21 protein-coding genes are annotated in these 21359 nt (G+C 64.6%); 12 read left to right on the forward strand and 9 right to left on the reverse strand.

Features of this window, described 5'->3' with window-relative positions:
• Nucleotides 1–136: 136 nt before the first annotated feature.
• From phnE to ABWO90_RS06560, 7 genes are all read right to left on the reverse strand, one after another.
• Entirely contained in the window at nt 137–943 is an 807-nt protein-coding gene (gene phnE, locus ABWO90_RS06530; RefSeq protein ID WP_353190391.1) for a phosphonate ABC transporter, permease protein PhnE, read from the reverse strand.
• 216 nt (nt 944–1159) lie between these two features.
• A complete protein-coding gene (gene phnD, locus ABWO90_RS06535) occupies nt 1160–2128 on the reverse strand; it encodes a phosphonate ABC transporter substrate-binding protein (protein ID WP_353190392.1) in 969 nt (322 codons plus the stop codon).
• Between the two features lie 16 nt (nt 2129–2144).
• Nucleotides 2145–3029 carry a phosphonate ABC transporter ATP-binding protein gene (gene phnC, locus ABWO90_RS06540; protein WP_353190393.1) on the reverse strand — a complete coding sequence of 295 codons (885 nt, stop codon included), beginning with the start codon at nt 3027–3029 and terminating at the stop codon, nt 2145–2147.
• A 620-nt stretch (nt 3030–3649) separates the two neighbouring features.
• The gene (locus ABWO90_RS06545; protein WP_069340321.1) at nt 3650–4405 is read right to left on the reverse strand and encodes a DeoR/GlpR family DNA-binding transcription regulator; all 756 of its coding nucleotides are present in this window, start codon (nt 4403–4405) and stop codon (nt 3650–3652) included.
• Nucleotides 4406–4492: 87 nt separating this feature from the next.
• Complete coding sequence (locus tag ABWO90_RS06550) at nt 4493–5107, reverse strand: LysE family translocator (RefSeq protein WP_353190394.1); 615 nt, start codon at nt 5105–5107, stop codon at nt 4493–4495.
• Nucleotides 5108–5172: 65 nt separating this feature from the next.
• Nucleotides 5173–5724, reverse strand: a complete 552-nt coding sequence (locus ABWO90_RS06555) for an adenine phosphoribosyltransferase (protein ID WP_353190395.1) — start codon at nt 5722–5724, stop codon at nt 5173–5175.
• A gap of 177 nt (nt 5725–5901) precedes the next feature.
• Nucleotides 5902–7899: a monovalent cation:proton antiporter family protein gene (locus tag ABWO90_RS06560; protein ID WP_353190396.1), complete on the reverse strand. Its 1998-nt coding sequence runs from the start codon at nt 7897–7899 to the stop codon at nt 5902–5904.
• A 187-nt stretch (nt 7900–8086) separates the two neighbouring features.
• Here ABWO90_RS06560 and ABWO90_RS06565 point away from each other — a divergent pair, with 187 nt between their 5' ends.
• From ABWO90_RS06565 to rapZ, 11 genes are all read left to right on the forward strand, one after another.
• Complete coding sequence (locus ABWO90_RS06565) at nt 8087–9067, forward strand: KpsF/GutQ family sugar-phosphate isomerase (protein ID WP_353190397.1); 981 nt, start codon at nt 8087–8089, stop codon at nt 9065–9067.
• 11 nt (nt 9068–9078) lie between these two features.
• A complete protein-coding gene (locus ABWO90_RS06570) occupies nt 9079–9654 on the forward strand; it encodes a KdsC family phosphatase (RefSeq protein ID WP_502922553.1) in 576 nt (191 codons plus the stop codon).
• Nucleotides 9655–9677: 23 nt separating this feature from the next.
• Nucleotides 9678–10340, forward strand: a complete 663-nt coding sequence (lptC, locus tag ABWO90_RS06575; RefSeq protein ID WP_353190398.1) for an LPS export ABC transporter periplasmic protein LptC — start codon at nt 9678–9680, stop codon at nt 10338–10340.
• Nucleotides 10337–11032, forward strand: a complete 696-nt coding sequence (gene lptA / locus ABWO90_RS06580; RefSeq protein WP_353190399.1) for a lipopolysaccharide transport periplasmic protein LptA — start codon at nt 10337–10339, stop codon at nt 11030–11032. The genes lptC and lptA overlap by 4 nt, the downstream gene beginning before the upstream one ends.
• Nucleotides 11033–11057: 25 nt before the next feature.
• On the forward strand, nt 11058–11828 hold the full coding sequence (gene lptB / locus ABWO90_RS06585) for an LPS export ABC transporter ATP-binding protein (protein ID WP_353190504.1): 771 nt from the start codon (nt 11058–11060) through the stop codon (nt 11826–11828).
• Nucleotides 11829–11922: 94 nt separating this feature from the next.
• Complete coding sequence (locus tag ABWO90_RS06590) at nt 11923–13410, forward strand: RNA polymerase factor sigma-54 (protein WP_353190400.1); 1488 nt, start codon at nt 11923–11925, stop codon at nt 13408–13410.
• Nucleotides 13411–13545: 135 nt separating this feature from the next.
• Nucleotides 13546–13899, forward strand: a complete 354-nt coding sequence (gene hpf / locus ABWO90_RS06595; RefSeq protein WP_353190401.1) for a ribosome hibernation-promoting factor, HPF/YfiA family — start codon at nt 13546–13548, stop codon at nt 13897–13899.
• A gap of 235 nt (nt 13900–14134) precedes the next feature.
• A complete protein-coding gene (ptsN, locus tag ABWO90_RS06600; protein WP_353190402.1) occupies nt 14135–14590 on the forward strand; it encodes a PTS IIA-like nitrogen regulatory protein PtsN in 456 nt (151 codons plus the stop codon).
• Nucleotides 14591–14690: 100 nt separating this feature from the next.
• Nucleotides 14691–15656 (forward strand): HPr(Ser) kinase/phosphatase, encoded by a 966-nt coding sequence (gene hprK / locus ABWO90_RS06605; RefSeq protein WP_023597764.1) that lies wholly within the window; start codon nt 14691–14693, stop codon nt 15654–15656.
• A gap of 134 nt (nt 15657–15790) precedes the next feature.
• Nucleotides 15791–16117: a PsiF family protein gene (locus ABWO90_RS06610; RefSeq protein ID WP_353190403.1), complete on the forward strand. Its 327-nt coding sequence runs from the start codon at nt 15791–15793 to the stop codon at nt 16115–16117.
• A gap of 173 nt (nt 16118–16290) precedes the next feature.
• Complete coding sequence (gene rapZ / locus ABWO90_RS06615; protein WP_353190404.1) at nt 16291–17163, forward strand: RNase adapter RapZ; 873 nt, start codon at nt 16291–16293, stop codon at nt 17161–17163.
• Nucleotides 17164–17234: 71 nt separating this feature from the next.
• Here the strand turns inward: rapZ and mutY are convergent, their stop codons facing one another.
• The gene (gene mutY, locus ABWO90_RS06620; protein ID WP_353190405.1) at nt 17235–18422 is read right to left on the reverse strand and encodes an A/G-specific adenine glycosylase; all 1188 of its coding nucleotides are present in this window, start codon (nt 18420–18422) and stop codon (nt 17235–17237) included.
• Between the two features lie 74 nt (nt 18423–18496).
• A complete protein-coding gene (gene mutM, locus ABWO90_RS06625; protein ID WP_353190406.1) occupies nt 18497–19327 on the reverse strand; it encodes a bifunctional DNA-formamidopyrimidine glycosylase/DNA-(apurinic or apyrimidinic site) lyase in 831 nt (276 codons plus the stop codon).
• A 79-nt stretch (nt 19328–19406) separates the two neighbouring features.
• Here mutM and ABWO90_RS06630 point away from each other — a divergent pair, with 79 nt between their 5' ends.
• Complete coding sequence (locus tag ABWO90_RS06630; RefSeq protein WP_353190407.1) at nt 19407–21359, forward strand: tetratricopeptide repeat protein; 1953 nt, start codon at nt 19407–19409, stop codon at nt 21357–21359.

The raw sequence follows: 21359 nt of genomic DNA on the forward strand, positions 1-21359 counted from the left end.
TTACATGCCTTACCCGATCTCGAACATCGGACGCAAGCGACACGGCAATGACGGCTGCGACGGAAGCGACGGAAGCGACGGAAACGACGAAGGGCGCCGAAGCGCCCTTGTTCATTGCTGCCAGACGCCGTCCGCGTCAGATCACCATCTTGCGCACGCGTGCCGAGAACACGTCGATGCAGGTGACCACGACGATCATGATCAGCATCACGGCACACGTCTGCGCGTACTGGAAGCTGCGAATCACTTCGTAGAGCACCACGCCGATGCCGCCGGCACCCACCATGCCTACCACCGACGCCGAACGCACGTTCGACTCGAAGCGGTACAGCGTGTACGAAATCCACAGCGGCATGACCTGCGGCAGCACGCCGTACAGGATTTCGTCGATGGCGCGCGCGCCCGTGGCCCGCACACCTTCCACCGGACGCGGATCGATCGCCTCGACCGCTTCGGCGAACAGCTTCGAGAGCGTGCCCGTCGTATGCACCCACAACGCGAGCACACCGGCGAACGGCCCCAGGCCCACCGCCACGATGAACAGCATCGCGAACACCATCTCGTTAATCGCGCGGCACGCATCCATCACGCGGCGCACCGGCTGGTACACCCACGCGGGCACCATGTTCGATGCCGAGAGCAACCCCATCGGAATCGAGCACACCACGGCGAGCACCGTGCCCCACACCGCGATGTGGATCGTCACCATCATCTCGTTCACATACACGCGCCAGTCCTTGAAGTCCGGCGGGAAGAAGTCGTGCGCGAACTGGCTCATGTTGCCCGAGTCGCGGAACAGATCGAGCGGGCGCATGTCCGCGCCGCTCCACGACCACACCAGGATCAGGAAGAACGCACCCCAGCCGATCAGGGACAACCAGGAACGCTTGGGCGGCTCGCCCGGCAGGCGGCCATTTGCATTGAGGGGAACGCTGGTGTTCATGTCGAGTACCACAGGTCATACCGGCCGTCGTACCGCGCAATGCCATGCAATGTCGCGCCAGACCACCGGTGAAAATTCGGACAGCAAAGGAGGCGACGGGCCGCACCACACCATCCACAGGCCCGCCGTCTTCGATGGCGGGGCGGCGCATTTCACATGCACCGCCCCACAAGACAACGTCAAACTACGTCAAACCACTTCCGAAGCGTGCTACGCTTACTTCGTCTTGCTGAGTTGCTGGTCGAGCGCGGCGAGCTTGCTTTCGATGTCGGCCAGTTGCGCCTTCTTCTTGGCAGCGTCGACGCTCGTGTCGGCTTCGAGCTGGGTCTTCTGCTTGAACAGTTCCAGTTGGCGGATCGGCAGCAGCTGAGCATCCGACGACGCGCGGAAACCGCCGTAGTTGTAGATGTTCTTCAGCACTTCCTTCTCATGCGCGTCCTTGCCGTAGGCGAGGAAGAAGTCGCGAATCTTCTTCTTCGTGCCGTCCGGCAGGTCCTTGCGCCACAGCAGCGGGTCCGACGGAATCAGCGGCGACTTCCAGATCACGTGCACCAGCTTGGCCTTCTCCGGCTGCGTGGCTTCGAGCTTGTTGAGCTCTTCCGTGTTGTTGGTGGCCACGTCGACCTGGTTGTTGATCACGGCCATCAGGTTGGCGCCGTGGTTCGAGCTGCGCGCCGTCTTGAAGTACGTGCGCGGGTCGATGTTGTTCTTCGCGAACACGTAGTAGCCCGGCACCAGCGTGCCCGACGTCGAGGTCGGATCGCCCAGGCCGAAGTTGATCTTCTTGCCGTTCTTGATCACGTCGTCGAGCGTCTTGTACGGGCTAGCGGCGTTCGAGATCAGCAGCGAGTAGTAGCCTTCGGTGCCGTCGGCGTACTGGATCTTCGCGAAGACTTCACCTTGCGAGCGGTCCACGGCTTCCATCGCGCCCTTGTTGCCCATCCACGCGAGTTGCACCTTGTTGAAGCGCATGCCTTCGATCACGCCGGCGTAGTCGGTGGCGAAGAACGGGGTCACCTTCAGACCCGTTTGCTTCTCCATGTCGTCGATCAGCGGCTGCCAGCGTTGGCGCAGGGCCGCGCTGGAATCGGTCGAGATGATGCCGAAGTTGATTTCCTGCGCGTGTGCCGCCGCGACCGAGGCGATCATGGCCGCACCGGCCAGCAGGGTTTTCCACAGTTTCATGAGAGCAAGCTCCAGGTCAGTTCAGGCTGAGGGACATCGAGGTGAGAAAGGGTGCTTCCGCATCGGCAGGCTTGGCGTTCGTGCCGCCGTTCGCGCCGTCCGTGCTTTCCGAGGTTTCCGACGTTTCGTTGAGCAACTCGCTGGCCTGCACGCCGTACAGGCGACGCAGCAGGTCGGGCGTGAGCGCCGAAGACGGGCCGTCGTACACCACGCGCCCCTGATGCAGGGCTACGGTGCGCACGCAGTAGCGCATCGCCACATCCACCTGGTGCAGCGAGACGACAACCGTCAGTTTGTGATCGCGGTTCATGCGGGCCAGCATGTCCATCACCTTGCGTGCCGACTCCGGGTCGAGCGAGGCGATCGGTTCGTCCGCGAGAATGATCTTGGCGCCCTGCACCAGCGTGCGCGCCAGTGCCGCGCGCTGCTGCTGACCGCCCGAGAGCGTGCTTGCGCGCTGGAACGCCAGATCGGCGATACCAACTTCGGCAAGCGCCGCAATCGCGGTCTGACGCTCCGCCGACGTGAAGCGGAACATCAGGCTGCGCCACAGCGGCACGCGAGCGAGCAGGCCCGTGAGCACGTTGGTAATGACCGGCAGGCGGCCCACCAGGTTGAATTGCTGGAAGACAAAACCGATGTCGCGACGGATCTGGCGCACTTCACGCACGATGCGGCCATCGCGCTGAATCGGGCGGCCCAGGATCTCGATGCTGCCCGGTTGCTGGTCGGCCGCGACGAAGCCCGCAATGTGACGCATCAACGTCGACTTGCCCGAGCCCGACGCGCCGATGAGGGCGATCATTTCGCCGGGCATCACTTTGAGCGCCACTTCGTCAAGCGCACGTCGTCCGCCGCCGAAAGTCTTGGTCAGTCGCTCGATTCGAATCGCTTCGTCCACGGTTCACCTGTCAGTCAGATCGCCAGCCGGGCCGCCTGCCGCGTTGGTCAGCACCCCACGGGGAGGGGCGCATCGCCTGCATCGCTCGACTAGCTGTTTTGTGGCAATTTGTGCCAAAAGTGAACGCAGTCTAAAAAGACTCGATGACAACACGGTGACAATCGACCAGCTTTTCCCGGGCGACGGAAAACCCTTATCGGCTCAATGATTTGGCAACGTTTTCGGGAGAGTGCCGGGTGCTGTCGCGAGGACGTCACAGTCACTTCCGGCGAGACGGGACATCATCAGTCACGAGAACGACGGACGATTTTGTCTACATCTTTCGGAGGGGGCCGGCAGCGCAAATTGCCACGATGTCGGCGGGCGAGGCCTCGCGACAAGCGTCGCGCCGGCCCGGGCGTCAGGGCGCCCGACGCCGGGCGCAATCCCGCTTGGCGACGTGTGGCGAGCCGTGGCGATCTAAGGCGCGATCAAGCGGACGTATGAAGGATCGGTGTGCCGGGCAACGCGGCACGACGAGATCGACGTCGAAACGCAAAACGGCATATCCACGGAGATATGCCGTTTTGCTTGCCACCGCACGTCGCGACGGCGATTGCGGTGGGAGCACCGCCTCGGGATCAGGCGATCAGGAGTTCCGGACCGCGCGCGCGCAACTGCGCGAGCATGCTCTTGTGCGGTGCGGCGTCGCTGATGAGGTAGCGTGCCGCTTCGAAGTGGCGAATGCGCACCGGGGTGACGCGTCCGAACTTGGTGTGGTCGGCCACCACGGCCGAGACGTTCGCACACAGCAGCATGCGCGCACGAAGTTCGGCCGCTGCGCGGTTGAAGTCGGTGATGCCGCCATCTTCCGTCACGCCGCCCACGCCGATGAACGCGAAGTCGGCATGGTATTGCGCGATCTGGTTGATGGCATCCCAGCCCTGCACGGCATCTTCGTTGTCCTGCAATTCGCCGCCGAGCAACGTCACGCGGTTGTCGTGATGGCGGCCGAGCAGACGCGCAATCTGCCAGTCGTTCGTGTAGATGCGCAACCGGTGTTTGGACAGCAGTGCCTGCGCCACCGCGCGCGTGGTGGTGCCGTAATCGATGATGACCGACGCCCCGTCGGGCACCAGCTCTGCGGCTCGCACGCCAATGGCGCGCTTGCCCACGGCGTTGACGTTCTCGCGCAGTGTCCAGTCGGGCTCGCTGCGGTCGGCGGCCAGCGCGCCACCGTGCGTCATGAGCAACAGCCCGCGGGCGGCGAGCGTATTCAGGTCACGTCGGACCGTCTCTCGCGAGACCCCCAATTCACGCACCAGGTCGCTGATGGCGAGCGCCCCGGTCTTGGCGAGTTGTTCGAGCACGTACTGTTGGCGTTGTTCGGCAAGCATGGTCGGACAATGTCGGTTGGACTACGAAATCTTGATGGCATCCGGGATGCCGCGCCTAAGCGATGACGGAAGTGACGCGTTGCCCGATTATCCCTGCAACGCGACGCGCAACCCCAGCCCGATGAAGATGGCACCTGCCACGCGATCGAGCCAGCGCCCCGCCCCGGGACGACGCTTGAGCCATCCCCCCAGCACGCCCGCAAACCAGCCATACGCGCTGAAGACGACGATCGTCTGCGCCATGAACACGAGGCCGAGCAGCAGCATCTGCCAGCCCGGATGCGCCGCGTCGGCGCTCACGAACTGCGGCAGGAACACGAGGAAGAACAGCGTGACCTTCGGGTTGAGCATGTTCGCGAACACGCTCTGGCGGAAGACGGCGCCGAGCGGTTGTGGCGTGGTGTCGCTCGCGGTGGCCATCGCACCGCGCGCGCGCAGTGCCTTGATGCCGATCCAAACGAGATAGGCCGCCCCCGCGAGCTTGATCGCTTCGAACGCCCACGGCGACGAACGCAGCACGGCTGCCAGCCCGACGGCCGCGATGGTCGTATGGAACAGACAACCGGAGGTAAAGCCCGCCGCCGCAGCCAGCCCCGCACGTCGCCCCTGCGCAATGCCGCGCGCGATGACCTGCATGTTGTCCGGGCCCGGGGCGAGCGTGATCGCCACCGAGGTCAGCAGGAACAGCCAGAGATTGGGCATCGGTGCGTCCGGGTCGTGGGAGGAAACGTCAGGGTATCGTCAGGCTCGGTCGGGGGACGCCGGGATCAGTGGCCCTCAAAGGAGCACAACAGGAAGAGCGACAGGCCGGCGTCGCGAATCATGCGCGAGCCGCCGAGCTCCGGCAGGTCGACGATGGCCGCACCTTCGATGACCGTTGCGCCAAGGCGTTCGAGCAGCTTCTTGCCTGCGAGCATCGTGCCGCCGGTGGCGACCAGATCGTCGATGAGCAGCACACGGTCGCCCGGGCCGCACGCGTCGGCATGGATCTCGACCGTCGCACTGCCGTACTCGAGTTCGTACTCTTCGGCGACCGTCTGGTACGGCAGCTTGCCCTTCTTGCGGATCGGAATGAAGCCGATGTTCAGCTCGTAGGCCAGGATCGAGCCGAGGATGAAGCCCCGCGCATCGAGACCGGCAATGTAGTCGGGACGCTGCGCCATGTAGCGATGCACGAACACATCGATGAGCACACGCAACGTACGCGGGTTCTTGAGCAAGGGCGTAATGTCGCGGAACTGCACGCCGGGGGCGGGCCAGTCCGGTACGGTGCGAATCTGGCTCTTGATATAGGCGGCAGGGGACTCGTCGATCTGCACGGGGATCCTTCGTGGGGTACTGATAGAGAACACGCCACATTATGCCAAAAAGACCCGGGGCGCCGATGACAGACGTCAGGACGGTTCGCCGACGCCCTGATCTGCCCTGTTCTGCCCCGACCCGCCCGGACTGCGATCCGGCCGTCATCAGGCCGATGACGATCCGGCGACGGCGGATTACCGTCGCTTTTCTGCTTCCCGGCCCAACAGACGCGCCTCGGCCGCCACCAGCTTTTCCGGCAGTCCGCGCAGCACCACGATGTCCTCGGCCATCAGGCGGGTTTCCGCGACCGGTTCCACGCCCCGGATTCCGTGACGACGGATCGCCGTGACCGTCACGCCGAGTTTGTCGAGGCGAAGCTCGCCCAGGGTACGCCCCACGGCGTCGGCGTTGAGCGGCAAGGGCACCGATTGCAGACGCACCTGCTCACGTTCGCCGCCTTCGTCTTCGTCGTCCAAACCGTGGAAGTAGCCGCGCAACAGGCTGTAGCGTTCGTTACGCGCCTGCGCCACGCGACGCAGCACGCGGCGCATCGGCACTCCCATGAGCACCAGCGCATGCGACGCAAGCATGAGGCTGCCCTCGACGATCTCGGGCACGACTTCGGTGGCCCCGGCGGCGATGAGATCGTCGATGTGCGTGTCGTCGACGGTGCGCACCACGACCGGCAACGTCGGCTCCAGCGCCTGCACCTGCGCGAGCACCTTCAGCGCGGCCGGCGTGCTGTCGTAGGTCACCACGATACCGGCCGCACGGTGAATCCCCGCCGCGACCAGCGCTTCGCGCCGGGCGGCGTCGCCGAATACGACCGTCTCGCCGGAACTGGCCGCCTCCATCACGCGGTCGGGATCGAGATCGAGCGCCACGTAACCGATGCCTTCCTGTTCAAGCATGCGCGCCAGGTTCTGGCCGCAACGGCCGTAACCGCAGATGATGACGTGCCCCGACGTCTTGATGCTCTGCGTGGCGATTTTCGTCATCTGCAACGACTGCATCATCCATTCGTTGGCGACGAAGCGCAGCGCAATGCGATCGGCGTTGATGATCAGGAACGGCGCACACAGCATCGAAAGCAGCATGCCCGCAAGCACCGCCTGCGAGAGCGACGGGTCGAGCAGGTGTCGGTCGATCACGAGATTGAGCAGCACGAAGCCGAATTCGCCGGCCTGCGCCAGTCCCAGGCCGGTACGGATCGCCGTGCCGGGCGGGCTGCCGAAGAGCCGCGCCAATCCCGCGATGAGCGTGAACTTGACGACGAGCGGCCCCACGAAGAACAGCAGCACGAGCAGCGGCTGCTTCATGACGATGGCGGGGTCGAGCAACATGCCGGTCGTGATGAAGAACAGGCCGAGCAGCACGTCGCGAAACGGCTTGATGTCGTCTTCCACCTGATGGCGGAACGGCGTCTCGGCGATCAGCATGCCCGCAATGAACGCGCCCAGCGCCATCGACAGGCCGAGATGCTCGGTGACGTAAGCCAGCCCCAGCGTGAGCAACAGCAGGTTGAGCATGAAAAGCTCTTGCGAGCGTCGCGCCGCCACGATGTGGAACCAGCGGCCGACCATTCGCTGGCCGACCCACAGCAGCAGGGCGAGCGCGCCCGTGATCTTGAGCGCGGCGAGCGACAACGCGAGCACCAGCGCCTTCGGATTACCGCCCAGTGCGGAAATCACGATCAGCAAGGGCACGACCGCCAGATCCTGGAACAGCAACACGCCCATGATGTTGCGGCCATGCTCCGTCTCCAGTTCGAGCCGCTCGGCCAGCATCTTGGTGACGATGGCCGTCGACGACATGGCCAGCGCGCCGCCCAGCGCCACCGACGCCTGCCATGAGAACGACCAGAACAGATTGACGAGCGCCCCGAGTCCCACGGCCACGAGCAGAGTTCCCATCACCTGGGACACCCCGAGTCCGAGCACCACGCGCCGCATGCTCTTGAGCTTGGGCAGCGAGAATTCGATGCCGATGGAGAACATCAGGAACACGACGCCGAACTCGGCGAGGTACTGCACGCGCTGCGAGTCGGACGCCAGACCGAGTGCATGCGGGCCGATGACGATGCCCACACTCAGGTAGCCAAGCATCGGCGGCAGATGCAGCATGCGGAACAGCACCACCCCGACGCAGGCGGCAAACAGCAGAACGAGAGTGAGTTCGAGGGGAGATGCCATCGGCTGGGGCGGGTTTCCTGAGTGGTTCGGAAGGCGTGGCACGTCTCATGCAAGGCCCGTGCCAGTTCGTGCTTGCACGGCTGCCCGAAGGAAAAACCGGGACGCGCCGGGCGAAGGCCCGGATCGCGCAAGGTCAAGCCCGGTGGGGCTGTCCTGCGCGTGGCGTCCGTTTTGATATACTCCGCGCATGATAGCGAAAATCAATCCAGGCCGGGCACTCGAGGTCGCCCGGGAGGTGTTGCGCACGGAAGCCGACGCCATCGAACGCGTCTCCGCGCACCTCGACGACAGCTTCTTCGAAGCGGTCTCGCTGCTGCTCGCGTGCCGCGGACGTGTGGTCGTCACCGGGATGGGCAAATCGGGCCACATCGGCCGCAAACTGGCCGCCACGTTCGCCAGCACCGGCACGCCCGCATTCTTCGTTCACCCCGCCGAAGCCAGCCACGGCGACTTGGGCATGATCACGGCCGGCGATGTTGTCGTCGCCCTGTCCAACTCCGGCGAAACCGGCGAAATCGTCAGCATCCTGCCGATGATCAAGCGCATCGGCGCCAAGCTCATCGCCATGACGGGCAATGCCGCATCGAGCCTCGGACGCCTGTCGGACGTCCACCTCGACGCGCACGTGGACCGCGAAGCCTGCCCGCTGGGGCTCGCCCCCACGGCCAGCACGACCGCCGCGCTGGCGCTGGGCGATGCCCTTGCCGTCGCGCTGCTCGACGCCCGCGGCTTCGGCGCCGACGACTTCGCCCGCTCGCACCCGGGCGGCGCGCTCGGCCGCCGTCTGCTGACTTTCGTGCGCGACGTAATGCGCACCGGCGACCGGATTCCGCGCGTACGCTCCGACGCCAGCCTGTCCGAGGCCCTGCTCGAGATGACCGCCAAGGGTCTCGGCATGACGGCCATCGTCGACGGCGACGACCACGTCGTGGGTATCTTCACCGACGGCGATCTGCGCCGTTTGTTCAAGCGTACACTCGACTTCAGCACGCTCAAGCTGGCCGATGTGATGAAGGCCGGCCCGCGCACCATCGGCCCCGATCAGCTCGCCGCAGAAGCCGCCGAGCTGATGGAGCGTTTCGGCATCACGCAATTGCTCGTGACCGAGAACGGCCGCCTCGTGGGTGCGCTGAACGTCCACGATCTGTTCGCCGCCAAGGTCGTGTGAGTCTTCTGTCCATGAGTCACTCCAGTATCGCCCACGCCCAACCCGCCGCCTTCGCGGTCGATCTCGTTGCTGCGACCGAGCGCGCCGCCCGGCTCCGGGTCATGGTGTTCGACGTCGACGGTGTCCTCACCGACGGCGGCCTGCGTTACGGTCCGGCCGGCGAGGTCATCAAGACGTTCGATTCGCTCGACGGCCACGGCCTGAAGCTGCTGGCCGAGGCGGGTATCGTCACGGCCATCATCACCGGGCGTCAGTCCGATATCGTGGCCAAACGCGCGGCGGATCTGCGCGTCGCCCATGTCTATCAGGGTGTGCACGACAAGCGCGCCGCCTTTGAGGACCTGTGCGGCAAGCTCGGCGTGAGCGCCGATGTCTGCGGCCATGTCGGCGACGACTGGCCCGATCTGCCCGTCCTCACGCGCGTGGGCTTTGCCGCCTGCCCCGCCAATGCCCATGTTGAAGTGAAGACGCGCACACACTGGATCGCGCAAGCCCGTGGCGGCGAAGGCGCCGTGCGCGAACTGTGCGACTTCATCCTGCGTGCCCAGGGACGTTACGACGCCCTGCTCGCCGAAGCGCTGGCCTGACGCGTCGAGGGAACCGATCACTCATGGCCATTCAACGTGTCTCGCCCGCCTCGCTCATCGCCATTGCCGTGCTGGCAGGCCTCGCCGCCGGCACCTACTGGCTGGTGCAGCGCACGCTGCCCTCCGATGACGACCACGCGCCATACGTCAAGCAGCACATTCCGGATTACTACGCCGACAACATGGTGATCTCCATGCTGTCGGCCAGCGGCATGACGCAGTACCGCGTCAACGCCGTGCACATGACGCACTTCGAAGACGACCAGACCACGGCCATGACGATGCCCGCCGTGCGGGCCTTCACGCCGGACCAGCCGGAAGTGACCGCCACCGGCAAGCGCGGCACGCTCAATGCCGACATGTCGGTCGTCGACCTCTACGAGAACGCCGTCGTGGTACGCCAGCCGGGGCCGCGCGACCCGGAAATGCGCGCGTTGTCGGAGCACTTCCAGGTGCTCGTGAACGAAGACATCGTACGCACGGAATTGCCGGTTCAGCTCTTCCGCGGGGCCTCCGTGATGTACGGCGACGGCATGATTTTCAATAACATCTCGCGCGCCGTACAATTGCTCGGCAACGTGCACGGCACGATTCAGCCGGCAGAGCTGGGCAGCAAGAATCCCCCGGCACCGCCCGCCGCGCCCAGTGCGCCATCCCAGACCAATCAGGGCTCCAAGACCCCATGACCGATCGCCGCAACCCGCGACCCGTTTCCGCATCGCTGCGCGCCCTGCGCGCGCTGGCCGCCGCCTTCGCCGTGCTCGGTGCACTCGCGTCGCCGCTGGCGCACGCCGAACGTGCCGACCGCGACAAGCCGCTCAATGTCGAGTCGGACCACATGAGCTACGACGACCTCAAGCAGGTCAACATCTTCACCGGCAACGTGACGATGACCAAGGGGACGATCATCCTCAAGGCCGATCGCGTCGAAGTGACCCAGGACCCGGAGGGCTACCAGTACGCCACGGCGTTCTACAAGCCGGGCGGCCCGCTCGCCTACATGCGCCAGAAGCGCGACGGCCTCGACGAGTACATCGACGGCTGGGCCCAGACGATTCACTACGACGGCAAGACCGAAATCGCCACGCTGACGACGCAGGCCACGCTCAAGCGCCTGGCCGGCGGCACGCGTGTGCTCGACGAGATCCACGGCAGCGTGATCACGTACGACACGTACAACGAGGTCTATACGGCGAACAGCGGACCCGATCAGGTCAACGCCAACAATCCGAGCGGACGTGTGCGCGCCACGCTCGCCCCGCGCAATGCGACGGGTGGCCCTGCGCAACAAGGCGGCGCGAGCAAGCCGGCCGCAGCGCCCAAGGGCGATCTGCCGCCGCTGTCTCCCTCCAAAAGCATCGGGAATCCGCGTGAGTAATTCTGAGAACAGCAACGCCTCGGCCATCAATCCGGGCGCCGGCCCGGCGGGCAAGCCGAGCGCGCTCGTCGTGCGCTCGCTCAAGAAACAGTACGGTGCCCGTACGGTCGTCAAGGACGTGTCGCTCGATGTGAAGAGCGGCGAAGTCGTGGGCCTGCTCGGGCCGAACGGCGCAGGCAAGACCACGTCGTTCTACATGATCGTGGGTCTCGTGCCCGCCGACGACGGCGAAATCCAGCTCGACGGCAACCTGATCAGCGAACTGCCGATTCACGAACGCGCCCGCATGGGGGTCTCGTACCTGCCGCAGGAAGCGTCGGTATTCCGCAAGCTCACGGTCGAGGACAACATTCGCGCCGTGCTCGAATTGCAGGTCGACGCACACGGCAAACCGCTCAAGCGCGACGAGATCGAGCGCCGCATCGAAGCGCTGCTCGACGAGCTTCAGGTGAGCCATCTGCGCGAGAATCCGGCCATGTCGCTCTCGGGTGGCGAGCGCCGCCGCGTGGAAATCGCCCGCGCACTGGCCACGCAACCGCGCTTCATTCTGCTCGACGAGCCGTTCGCGGGCGTCGATCCGATCGCAGTGCTGGAGATTCAGCGGATCGTGCGCTTTCTGAAGGATCGTGGCATCGGTGTCCTGATTACCGACCACAACGTGCGTGAAACGCTGGGCATTTGCGACCACGCCTACATCATCAGCGAAGGCTCGGTGCTCGCCGCCGGCACGCCTGACCAGATCGTGGCCGACGAGGGTGTCCGCCGCGTGTATCTGGGCGAAAATTTCCGGATGTAAAGCTAATTTTTCGCATGTAAACCCTGCCTCCGATAGGGGGCAAGGCCGGTTCCGCTGGCGTGACAAAGCCTCTACAATGAAGGCGAGACACGCTATGAAACCGACTCTTCAACTCCGCACCTCGCAGCACCTGACCCTCACGCCGCAGTTGCAGCAATCGATCCGGTTGTTGCAACTGTCGACGCTCGAACTTCAGCAGGAAGTCGAGCACGCCCTCACCCAGAACCCGATGCTCGAACGCGAGGACGACTGGCTCGCGGGTTCGGTACGTGTGGGCACCGACGGGTCCCTGCGCAACGAGCGGAGCACGTCGACCAGCAACGGCAGCGATGGCCCGGAGTCGACCAACGGCCACGACGAGGCCCGCGAACTCGACGGCGAAGCCCGCTTCGACGATAACGCGCAGGACAACGGCGGCGATTGGAGTCTTAACGATTTCGCCCGCTCGGGCAGCGCCTCGGACGACGACGACAACGCGCGTCCGCAACTGCACGTCGACCATCCGAATCTGCGGGAACACCTGCTGGCGCAATTGCGCTTGACCAAGGCCGGTCCGCGCGACCGCGCGCTAGTGGAATTCCTGATCGAATCGCTCGACGAAGACGGCTATCTCGGCACGATGCTCGACGAGATTCAGGCGGACATGCCCGAAGAGCTGGCCCTCGAAACCGAAGAGATCAACGCCGCACTGGCGCTGCTGCAAAGCTTCGATCCGGCAGGCGTAGGTGCCCGCACCCCGGCCGAATGCCTGCGTCTGCAGCTCCAACGCCTGCCCGCGAGCAGCGTTCGCACGCTGTCGCTACGCATCGTCTCCGATCACCTGGAATTGCTCGCTGCGCGCGATTACACGCGCTTGCGCCGCCTGCTGGGCGTGAGCGAAGACGGCCTGCGCGCGGCGCATCACCTGATTCGCTCGCTCGATCCGTTCCCGGGCGCCGCCTATGGCGCGCCGCAGGCCGACTATGTCGTGCCCGACGTGCTCGTGCGCAAGCAGGGCAGCAACTGGACCGCCGAGCTCAATCCCGAGGTCATGCCGCGCCTGCGCATCAACGAGATGTACGCGCGAATCCTGCGCAACAACCGCAACGACCCGGGTACCGGCAACCTCCAACAGCAGCTTCAGGAAGCACGCTGGCTGATCAAGAACATTCAGCAAAGGTTCGACACGATCCTGCGTGTCGCACAGGCCATTGTCGAGCGTCAAAAGAACTTCTTTACGCACGGCGAAATCGGCATGCGGCCCTTGGTTTTACGTGAGATTGCTGATACGCTGGGTTTACATGAATCCACGATTTCACGGGTGACGACAAGTAAGTACATGCTCACTCCGTTCGGAACTTTCGAGCTTAAGTACTTCTTCGGTTCACATGTGGCCACGGAAGCGGGGGGCGCAGCGTCATCGACCGCCATCCGCGCCCTCATCAAGCAACTGATAGGAGCAGAAGACCCGCAGAGCCCCCTTTCCGATAGCCGTATCGCGGAACTGCTGGCAGAGCAAGGGTTCGTGGTGGCGCGGCGCACTGTCGCGAAGTACCGCGAGGCCATGCGAATCCCCGCAGTGAACTTGCGCAAATCTTTGTAGTACGGTCCTGGTGCGCCATGTTGGCTCGCTGGGGCATTACGCCGCAGTGCGACATTGCGTCACGCCAATGGCTCTCGTAGCCGGCGTCGCTCGTGACGCGGCCTGCACTTCGGCATTTCAGCAAGGAGAGCAGCTATGAATCTGAAGATCAGTGGACATCACGTCGAAGTTACGCCTGCACTGCGCGAATTTGTCATCAACAAGCTCGAACGCGTGTTGAGGCATTTCGATCAGGTGATTAGCGCCGAGGTGATTCTTACTGTCGACAAGAGTAAGGAGAAATCCAAGGGGCAGGTCGCCAGCGTCACGCTGAATCTCAAGGGCAAGGACATTTTCGCCGAGAGTTGTGACGAAAATATGTACGCCGCGATCGATTTGCTGATCGACAAGCTCGACCGCAAGGTCATGGAGCGCAAGGAAAGGCTGCAGGACCACGGGCGCGAGGCGCTCAAGCACCAAAACCCACCCGAGGCTGAACCGTTGCAATAAGTTCGTCCGGGCGTGGTCGTCGCATTGACCGACACTGACGAAACGCCGCGCGGAACCTCACGCGCAAAGCGACGTCTGTCATAAGTCTGGCATCACCCACCGCGGGGCCGTTGAACGGCCCCTTTTGTATGGTCCCGCCGAGTTCCGCGCTTTGGCGTGAGCACAGCGACGGGTGGTCTATAATGCGAGGTCAATCGGGGGTTGGAGGGCGACTAGCGTTCGCCCGCATTACAAGATGAATCGTTTAGTCAAACTCTTACCTGCGTCCAACATCCTGCTTGGACTGTCCGTCACCAGCAAGAAGCGCGTCTTCGAGCAAGCCGGGCTGCTCTTCGAGAGCAATGCCGGCCTGACCCGCGCCCTTGTGACCGACAACCTGTTCGCGCGCGAGCGCCTCGGCTCCACCGGGCTTGGCGAAGGCGTTGCCATTCCGCACGGCCGCATCAAGGGCCTGAAGCACCCGATGGCCGCGTTCATCCGCCTGGACGACCCGATTCCCTTCGAAGCACCCGACGGCCAGCCCGTCTCCCTGCTGTTTTTCCTACTGGTACCGGAGCAGGCGACGCAGCAGCATCTGGAGATTCTGTCCGAAATCGCACAGTTGCTCTCCGATCGCTCGATGCGCGAGACATTGACGAGCGCGCCGAGCGCGGACGAGATTCACACGGCGCTGGCGAACTGGCAGCCCTGAGCCGGCGCCGGTGCACCGATTGGCTTCGAGATTCACGGTATCGCCGCCCAACGGCAGACGACTTCCGTAGCCCCCACACCCAACCCAACGAGGCGACGCGGTGGAACTGACCGGCATCAACGCGCAGAGCATTTTCGACGACAACGCCGCCACGCTGCGCTTGTCGTGGCTGACCGGGCATGAGGGATGGGAGCGAGGCTTCACCCCCGAGAGCGTGGCTACCGCCACGTCGAGCGCCGACCTCGTGGGCCACTTGAACCTGATCCACCCGAACCGGATTCAGGTGCTCGGGGAAGCCGAACTGCGCTACTACCAGCGGCTGACCGACGAAAACCGCAAGCGTCACATGGGCGAAGTCATCGCGCTCGAACCGCCGTTCCTGGTGGTCGCCGATGGCCTGGAAGCGCCGCCCGACCTGGTGCTGCGCTGTACCCGCTCCTCCACCCCGTTGTTCACCACCCCGATGTCGACGGCAGCCGTCATCGACAGCCTGCGCCTGTACATTTCGCGCGTGTTCGCCCCGCGATGCACGATGCACGGGGTCTTTATCGACATTCTGGGCATGGGCGTGCTGCTCACCGGCGACTCCGGCCTGGGCAAGAGCGAACTCGGCCTGGAACTCATCAGCCGTGGCCACGGACTGGTGGCGGACGATGCCGTCGATTTCGTACGTCTCGGGCCCGATTTTGTCGAAGGCCGCTGCCCGCCGCTGCTCCAGAACCTGCTGGAAGTGCGCGGCCTGGGGCTTCTCGACATCAAGACGATCTTCGGTGAGACCGCCGTGCGCCGAAAGATGAAGCTCAAGCTGATCGTGCAACTGGTACGCCGCCCCGACGGTGAGTTCCAGCGCCTGCCGCTTGAAGCGCAGACCGTCGACGTGCTGGGCCTGCCCATCAACAAGGTGATTCTGCAAGTGGCGGCCGGGCGAAACCTCGCCGTGCTGGTCGAGGCCGCCGTACGCAACACGATCCTGCAACTGCGCGGCATCGACACGCTCAAGGACTTCATGGAGCGCCAGCGTCAGGCCATGCAGGATCCGGACGGCATGCAGGGCAAGCTGCTCTGAGCGGCGATTTCCCCGGGTTTACCGCAGTTTCTGCGTTTTTCTGTCAACGCCGCGCGATTGCGGCGCGTTTTCTTTCATGTTGTAATCGCCACGCGGTTCCTTCCCGTGCGTGTCGACCTTATGGAGAGACGATCATGAAGAAAGCACTTGCTGCATTGCTCCTGGTATCCCCGCTGCTCGCATCGCCCGTGTTTGCCCAGACGGCCGCACCCGCCCCTGCCCCCAAGGCAGCCAATGCCCAGCAGAACAAGATGGGCGCCTGCAACACACAGGCCGGCGACAAGAAGGGCGACGATCGCAAGGCGTTCATGAAGGAATGCCTGTCGAACAAGCCCGCCCCGGCGGCCAAGCAGACGCAGCAGGAAAAAATGAAGACCTGCAACGCGCAAGCTGGCGACAAGAAGGGCGACGATCGCAAAGCGTTCATGAAGTCCTGCCTGTCGAACAAGCCGGCAGCCTGAGGGTTTTCACGCGCCGAATTCTGCCTGACGGCGCCCCCAGCGGGCGCCGTTTTCGTTGGCGTTGCGCCGTTTGGCGTCATCCGTAAGAAAACTTACGGAACATTCTCGTCTTCTGCGGCTCGACACCCGTACGACACAATCGCTTACCATGATGGTTGTATCCGGGAAATGTCATGAAGATCGTATTGATTACCGGCGTTTCAGGCTCCGGCAAATCGCTCGCACTGAATGTGCTCGAGGATGCGGGCTACTACTGCGTCGACAATCTGCCGTCGCGGTTCCTGCCTGAACTCGCCGAATACCTCGAAACCCAGAACTACACTCGTCTCGCAGTCGCCATCGACGCGCGCAGCGGCGGCTCGCTCGCCGATCTGCCGCCCATCATCGGTGGCCTGCGACGCTTCGGCCACGACGTGCGCGTGCTGTTCCTCAACGCCACGACGCAAACGCTCGTGCAGCGCTTCTCCGAGACCCGCCGTCGGCATCCGCTGTCGGTAGTGGGCGACGATACCGTCTCGGCCAACGGCTCGCTCATCGAGGCCATCGAGAAAGAGCGCGAGATGCTCAACAGCGTGACCGAACTCGGTCACCAGATCGATACCAGCAACCTGCGCGCCAGTGCCCTGCGCCGCTGGATACGCGAATTCGTGCAGCACGATCACACCGGACTCACGCTGATGTTCGAGTCGTTCGGCTTCAAGCACGGCGTGCCGCTCGACGCCGACCTCGTGTTCGACGTCCGCTCGCTGCCCAATCCGTACTACGACACGCAGTTGCGTCCGCTGACCGGGCGCGATCAGCCGGTCATCGACTTCCTCTCGGCCATTCCGGAAGTCGACGAGATGATCAACGATATTGGCAATTACCTGATGAAATGGCTGCCGAGCTACATGCGCGACAACCGCAGCTATCTGACGGTTGCCATCGGCTGTACGGGCGGGCAGCACCGCTCGGTCTTCATTGCCGAACGGCTGAGCGAGCGCTTTCGCAGCGAAGCCAGCGTGCTGGTGCGGCATCGCGAGCTTTCGCCTGTCGAGGCCCCCTGAGCGACGAAAGCAAGCCCCAAGGCGATCTCGTCCCGCGCGCGTTCGGCGGGAATTCGGCGTGAAGCGTGCCCTCAGGCGGGCAAGCGAAGTTGCCCATCATCTTGCGTGGCCAGTGAGAGCGCGTCAGCGATCTTGCGAATCGGCGACGGCAAACCTGCGGCGGCAACGCCATCCGTACTCAACCACGCGTAGCGCCCCCCGTTCCCCCGGTTTCCGTCATCTGCGCGGTCTGTCGGGAAGGTCACCAGCCACGGGCGCAAATGCAATTTGAAGTGCGTGAAAACGTGCGTGAGCCCCTGCAACGGGACGAGCGACGGCGTCGTCTGCTCACCGGCCATTCGCGCCCCCGCGTCCCCTTCGGCACGCAAACCCACGGCATGCGCGATCAGGCGCTCGCGTAGCGAAGCGTCGTCGGTCTCGGCGGCGTCGGCGGGAGGCGTGAGTTCCGGCAGACTCCACAGACCGCCCCAGATGCCGCTGTCCGGGCGACGCTCGAACAACACCCGCTCACCGGCATGAATCACAAGCACGTCGACATAACGCTGCGGCTGCACCTTCTTCGGCTTGGATGTCGGCAACGTGCGCTCGCGTCCCGTAGCGTGGGCCGCGCAGTCGCTGTCGAACGGACACTCGCCGCAACGTGGCTTGCCGCGGCCGCAAAGCGTGGCCCCCAGATCCATCATCCCTTGCGTGTAGGCCGGCAGGTCGCGTTCCGGCAGCAGCGATTCGGCCAGTGCCCACATCTCACGCTCGATCTTCGGCGTACCGGGAAAACCTTCGATGCCGAACACCCGGGCCAACACGCGTTTGACGTTGCCGTCGAGAATCGCCGCGTGCGCATCGTAGGCGAATGCGGCAATCGCGGCAGCGGTCGACCGGCCGATGCCGGGCAGCGTGGCGAGCGTCTCGGGATCGGACGGGAAATGTCCGCCATGCTCTGCGACCACGACCTGTGCGCAGCGATGCAGGTTGCGCGCGCGCGAGTAGTAGCCCAGGCCGCTCCACAGCGCCATGACGTCGTCCTGCGGCGCGACGGCGAGCGCGGCGACATCGGGAAATCGCTCGAGAAAACGCGCGTAATACGGGATCACCGTGGCGACCTGCGTCTGCTGCAGCATGATTTCGGAGAGCCAGATGCGATAGGCGTCGCGCGTGTTCTGCCACGGCAGATCGTGGCGGCCGTGTTCGGCCTGCCAGGCGATCAGCCGTTCGGCGAAGGTGGTGGCCAGCGAGTCGGCGGCGTTGTGGGAATCGGTCATATGCGTTTTCGGGGGGACGTCATGTGCAGTGGACGACGCTCGTGAAAGCCGCCGCCGCATGCATCACACGTGCGTTATTTCTGACAATGCGGGCAGAAGAACGTGGAGCGCTGGCCCTGCACGATCTGCCGGATCGCCGTGCCGCACACACGGCACGGCGCGCCGGCGCGATCGTAGACGAAGTACTCCTGCTGGAAGTAGCCACTTTTGCCATCGCTGCCGACGAAGTCACGCAAGGTGCTGCCGCCCTTCTCGATCGCGGCGGCGAGGACGTCCTTGACGGCCTTCGCGAGCTTTTCCGCACGCGGACGCGAAAGCTTACCCGCCGGCATGCGCGGATGGATGCCCGCACGAAACAGGCTCTCCGAGGCGTAGATGTTGCCCACGCCGACCACGATGCTGCCCGCGAGCAACGCCTGCTTGATCGAGACGGTACGCCCGCGTGTGCCTGCGTAAAGCCACGGACCGTCGAAGTCGTCCGTCAGCGGTTCGACGCCGAGGCTGGCAAGCAGCGGATGCGCCAGCACGTCGCCCGACGCACGCGGGTGGAACAGCACGGCGCCGAAGCGGCGCGGGTCGCGATAGCGCAGCGCGCAGCGCTCGAACACGAGATCGATGTGGTCGTGTACGCCCGCGGCCGGGAGCGCTTCGGGCTCGGGCATGACGCGCAGCGTCCCCGTCATGCCCAGATGCACGAGCAGCCAGCCGGGTGCGTATTCGAGCAATAGATATTTGCCTCGACGGGTAACGCCGATGAGCGTTTCGCCCCGCAGGAGCGCGTCGAGGCCGCTGGGTACCGGCCAGCGCAATGCGGCATTGCGCACGTCGATGCGGGCGATGCGTGTGCCCGCCACGTGCGGCACGATACCGCGGCGGGTGACTTCGACTTCCGGGAGTTCAGGCATGCCTGCGAACGTTTGCTGAGGATTTAGACTCTATTGTATCGGGCGCGCTACAATCGCTCGAAACCTGCCGTGGATCCCTATGCCGAACACCCGAATCCAGTCCATTTCCGCCGTCGCCAACCCGGCGGCACCCGTGGTTTTGCGCCTTCGCGGCGCCTTGTCGCGCGGGGCCTGGGCCGGCGCCACGGCGCTTGGCGTGACCTGTGCGAGCGCCATCATGGCATTTCTGCCATCTTCGAGTGCTTTCGCGCAGACCGGACCGGCCGCCCAGAGCGCGCCGAAAGCCCCCGGGCCGGCCAGTGCTCCGGCCGCAGCCCCCGCCAAGACCGGCGCACCGGGCGCCGCCAGCGACGCCAAGGCAAATGACGATGTCGACAGCGAAGACGTGCCGCCCAATGCGAACGTCCCGCACGAGAAACTCCCGAACGTCGCGCTGTCGAGCGAGATCGTCTTCGAAGTGACGGCCGCCGAGCTGAGCCTGCAACAGGGCAACCTCGCCCCCGCCTTCAATACCTACATCGCACTGGCCAATCGCACGAAAGACCCGCGCATGGCCCGCCGCGCCGTCGAGATCGCGCTCGGCGCGCGTCAGCTCGGCGATGCGCTCATCGCGGCGCGCCTGTGGCATCAGCTCGATCCGTCGTGGCGTCCGGGCACGCAATTGCTCGCCAGCCTCGAAGTCGGCACCGGCCATCTCGCCGAAGCCGAGCCCCTGCTCACCGATGAACTGAACAAGGTGCCGGAAGCGCGCCGCGGCCAGGCCATCCTGGAACTCCAGCAGATGATCGCGCGCGGCCCCGAGCGAGCGACAGGCATCGACTCGCTCAAGCGCATGCTGGCCAACGACATGCAGCGCCCCGAAGCGCAACTGGCCATCGCCCGCTCGCAACTCGACGCCGGTGACACCGCCGGCGCGCGTGCGTCGCTCGAGACCGCGCTCAAGCTCAAGCCCGATTACGAAGCCGCCGCGTTGCTTTACGGACAGATGGGGCCAGAGGAGCGCACCAGCGCCATCGCCGGACTCAAGACGTTCCTCGATCGCAATCCGAACGCCAAGGAAGCGCGCTTCGCCTACGCGAAACTGCTGCTTGCCGATAACCAGCTCGATGCTGCGCAGAAGCAGTTCGAAACGCTGGAAAAGCGCTACCCGCACGAACTCTCCACGCTGATGGCGCTGGCGTTGCTCAACCTGCACGCAAAGCATCCGGAAGTCTCCGAGCAGTATCTGCAGAAGTACGCGACCGAAGCCGAAGCGCAAAACACCGACGGCGCACAAGCCTACGTGTACCTCGCGCAGATCGCCCAGGACCGCAAGGACTATCCGGCCGCCGACAAGTGGCTCTCGAAGATTCGCGAGGACAGCAACGCGTACCTGCCGGCGCAAATCGGACGCGCACAATTGCTCGCCGATCAGGGCAAGGTCGACGAAGGCCGCACGCTGCTTCACGGCATCAAGTCGAGCGACCCGCGTGAGCAACTCGCACTCAAGCGCGCCGAATCCGACCTGCTCGTGAAGGCCAAGCGCTACGACGAGGCCGAGAAGCTGCTCGCGGCCGAGGTCAAGGACCATCCTGACGACATGGACCTGCTGTATCAGTACGGCATGGTCGCCGAATTGAACAAGCACTACGACGTCATGGAAAAGGCGATGCGCCGCGTGATGACGTCGCAGCCGGAAAACGCGCAGGCCTACAACGCGCTGGGCTATTCGCTCACCGAGCGCAATACGCGTTTGCCGGAAGCGCTCAAGTTGCTGCAGAAGGCGTCGACGCTCGCACCGGAAGATCCGTACATCATGGACAGCCTGGCGTGGGTCAAGTACCGCCTCGGCGACAAGCAGCAGGCGCTCGAACTGCTGCGCCGCGCCTACGGCATCCAGGCGCAGGCCGAAATCGGCGCGCACCTCGGCGAAGTGCTGTGGGAAACGGGCCAGCAGGACGAAGCGCGCAAGACCTGGCGCGAGGCCCTCAAGCTCGACAGTGACGACGACACGCTGCGCTCGACCATGAAGCGCTACAACGTGGCACCCTGA

Source organism: Pandoraea pnomenusa (assembly GCF_040391475.1).
GTDB classification, from domain to species: domain Bacteria; phylum Pseudomonadota; class Gammaproteobacteria; order Burkholderiales; family Burkholderiaceae; genus Pandoraea; species Pandoraea pnomenusa_C.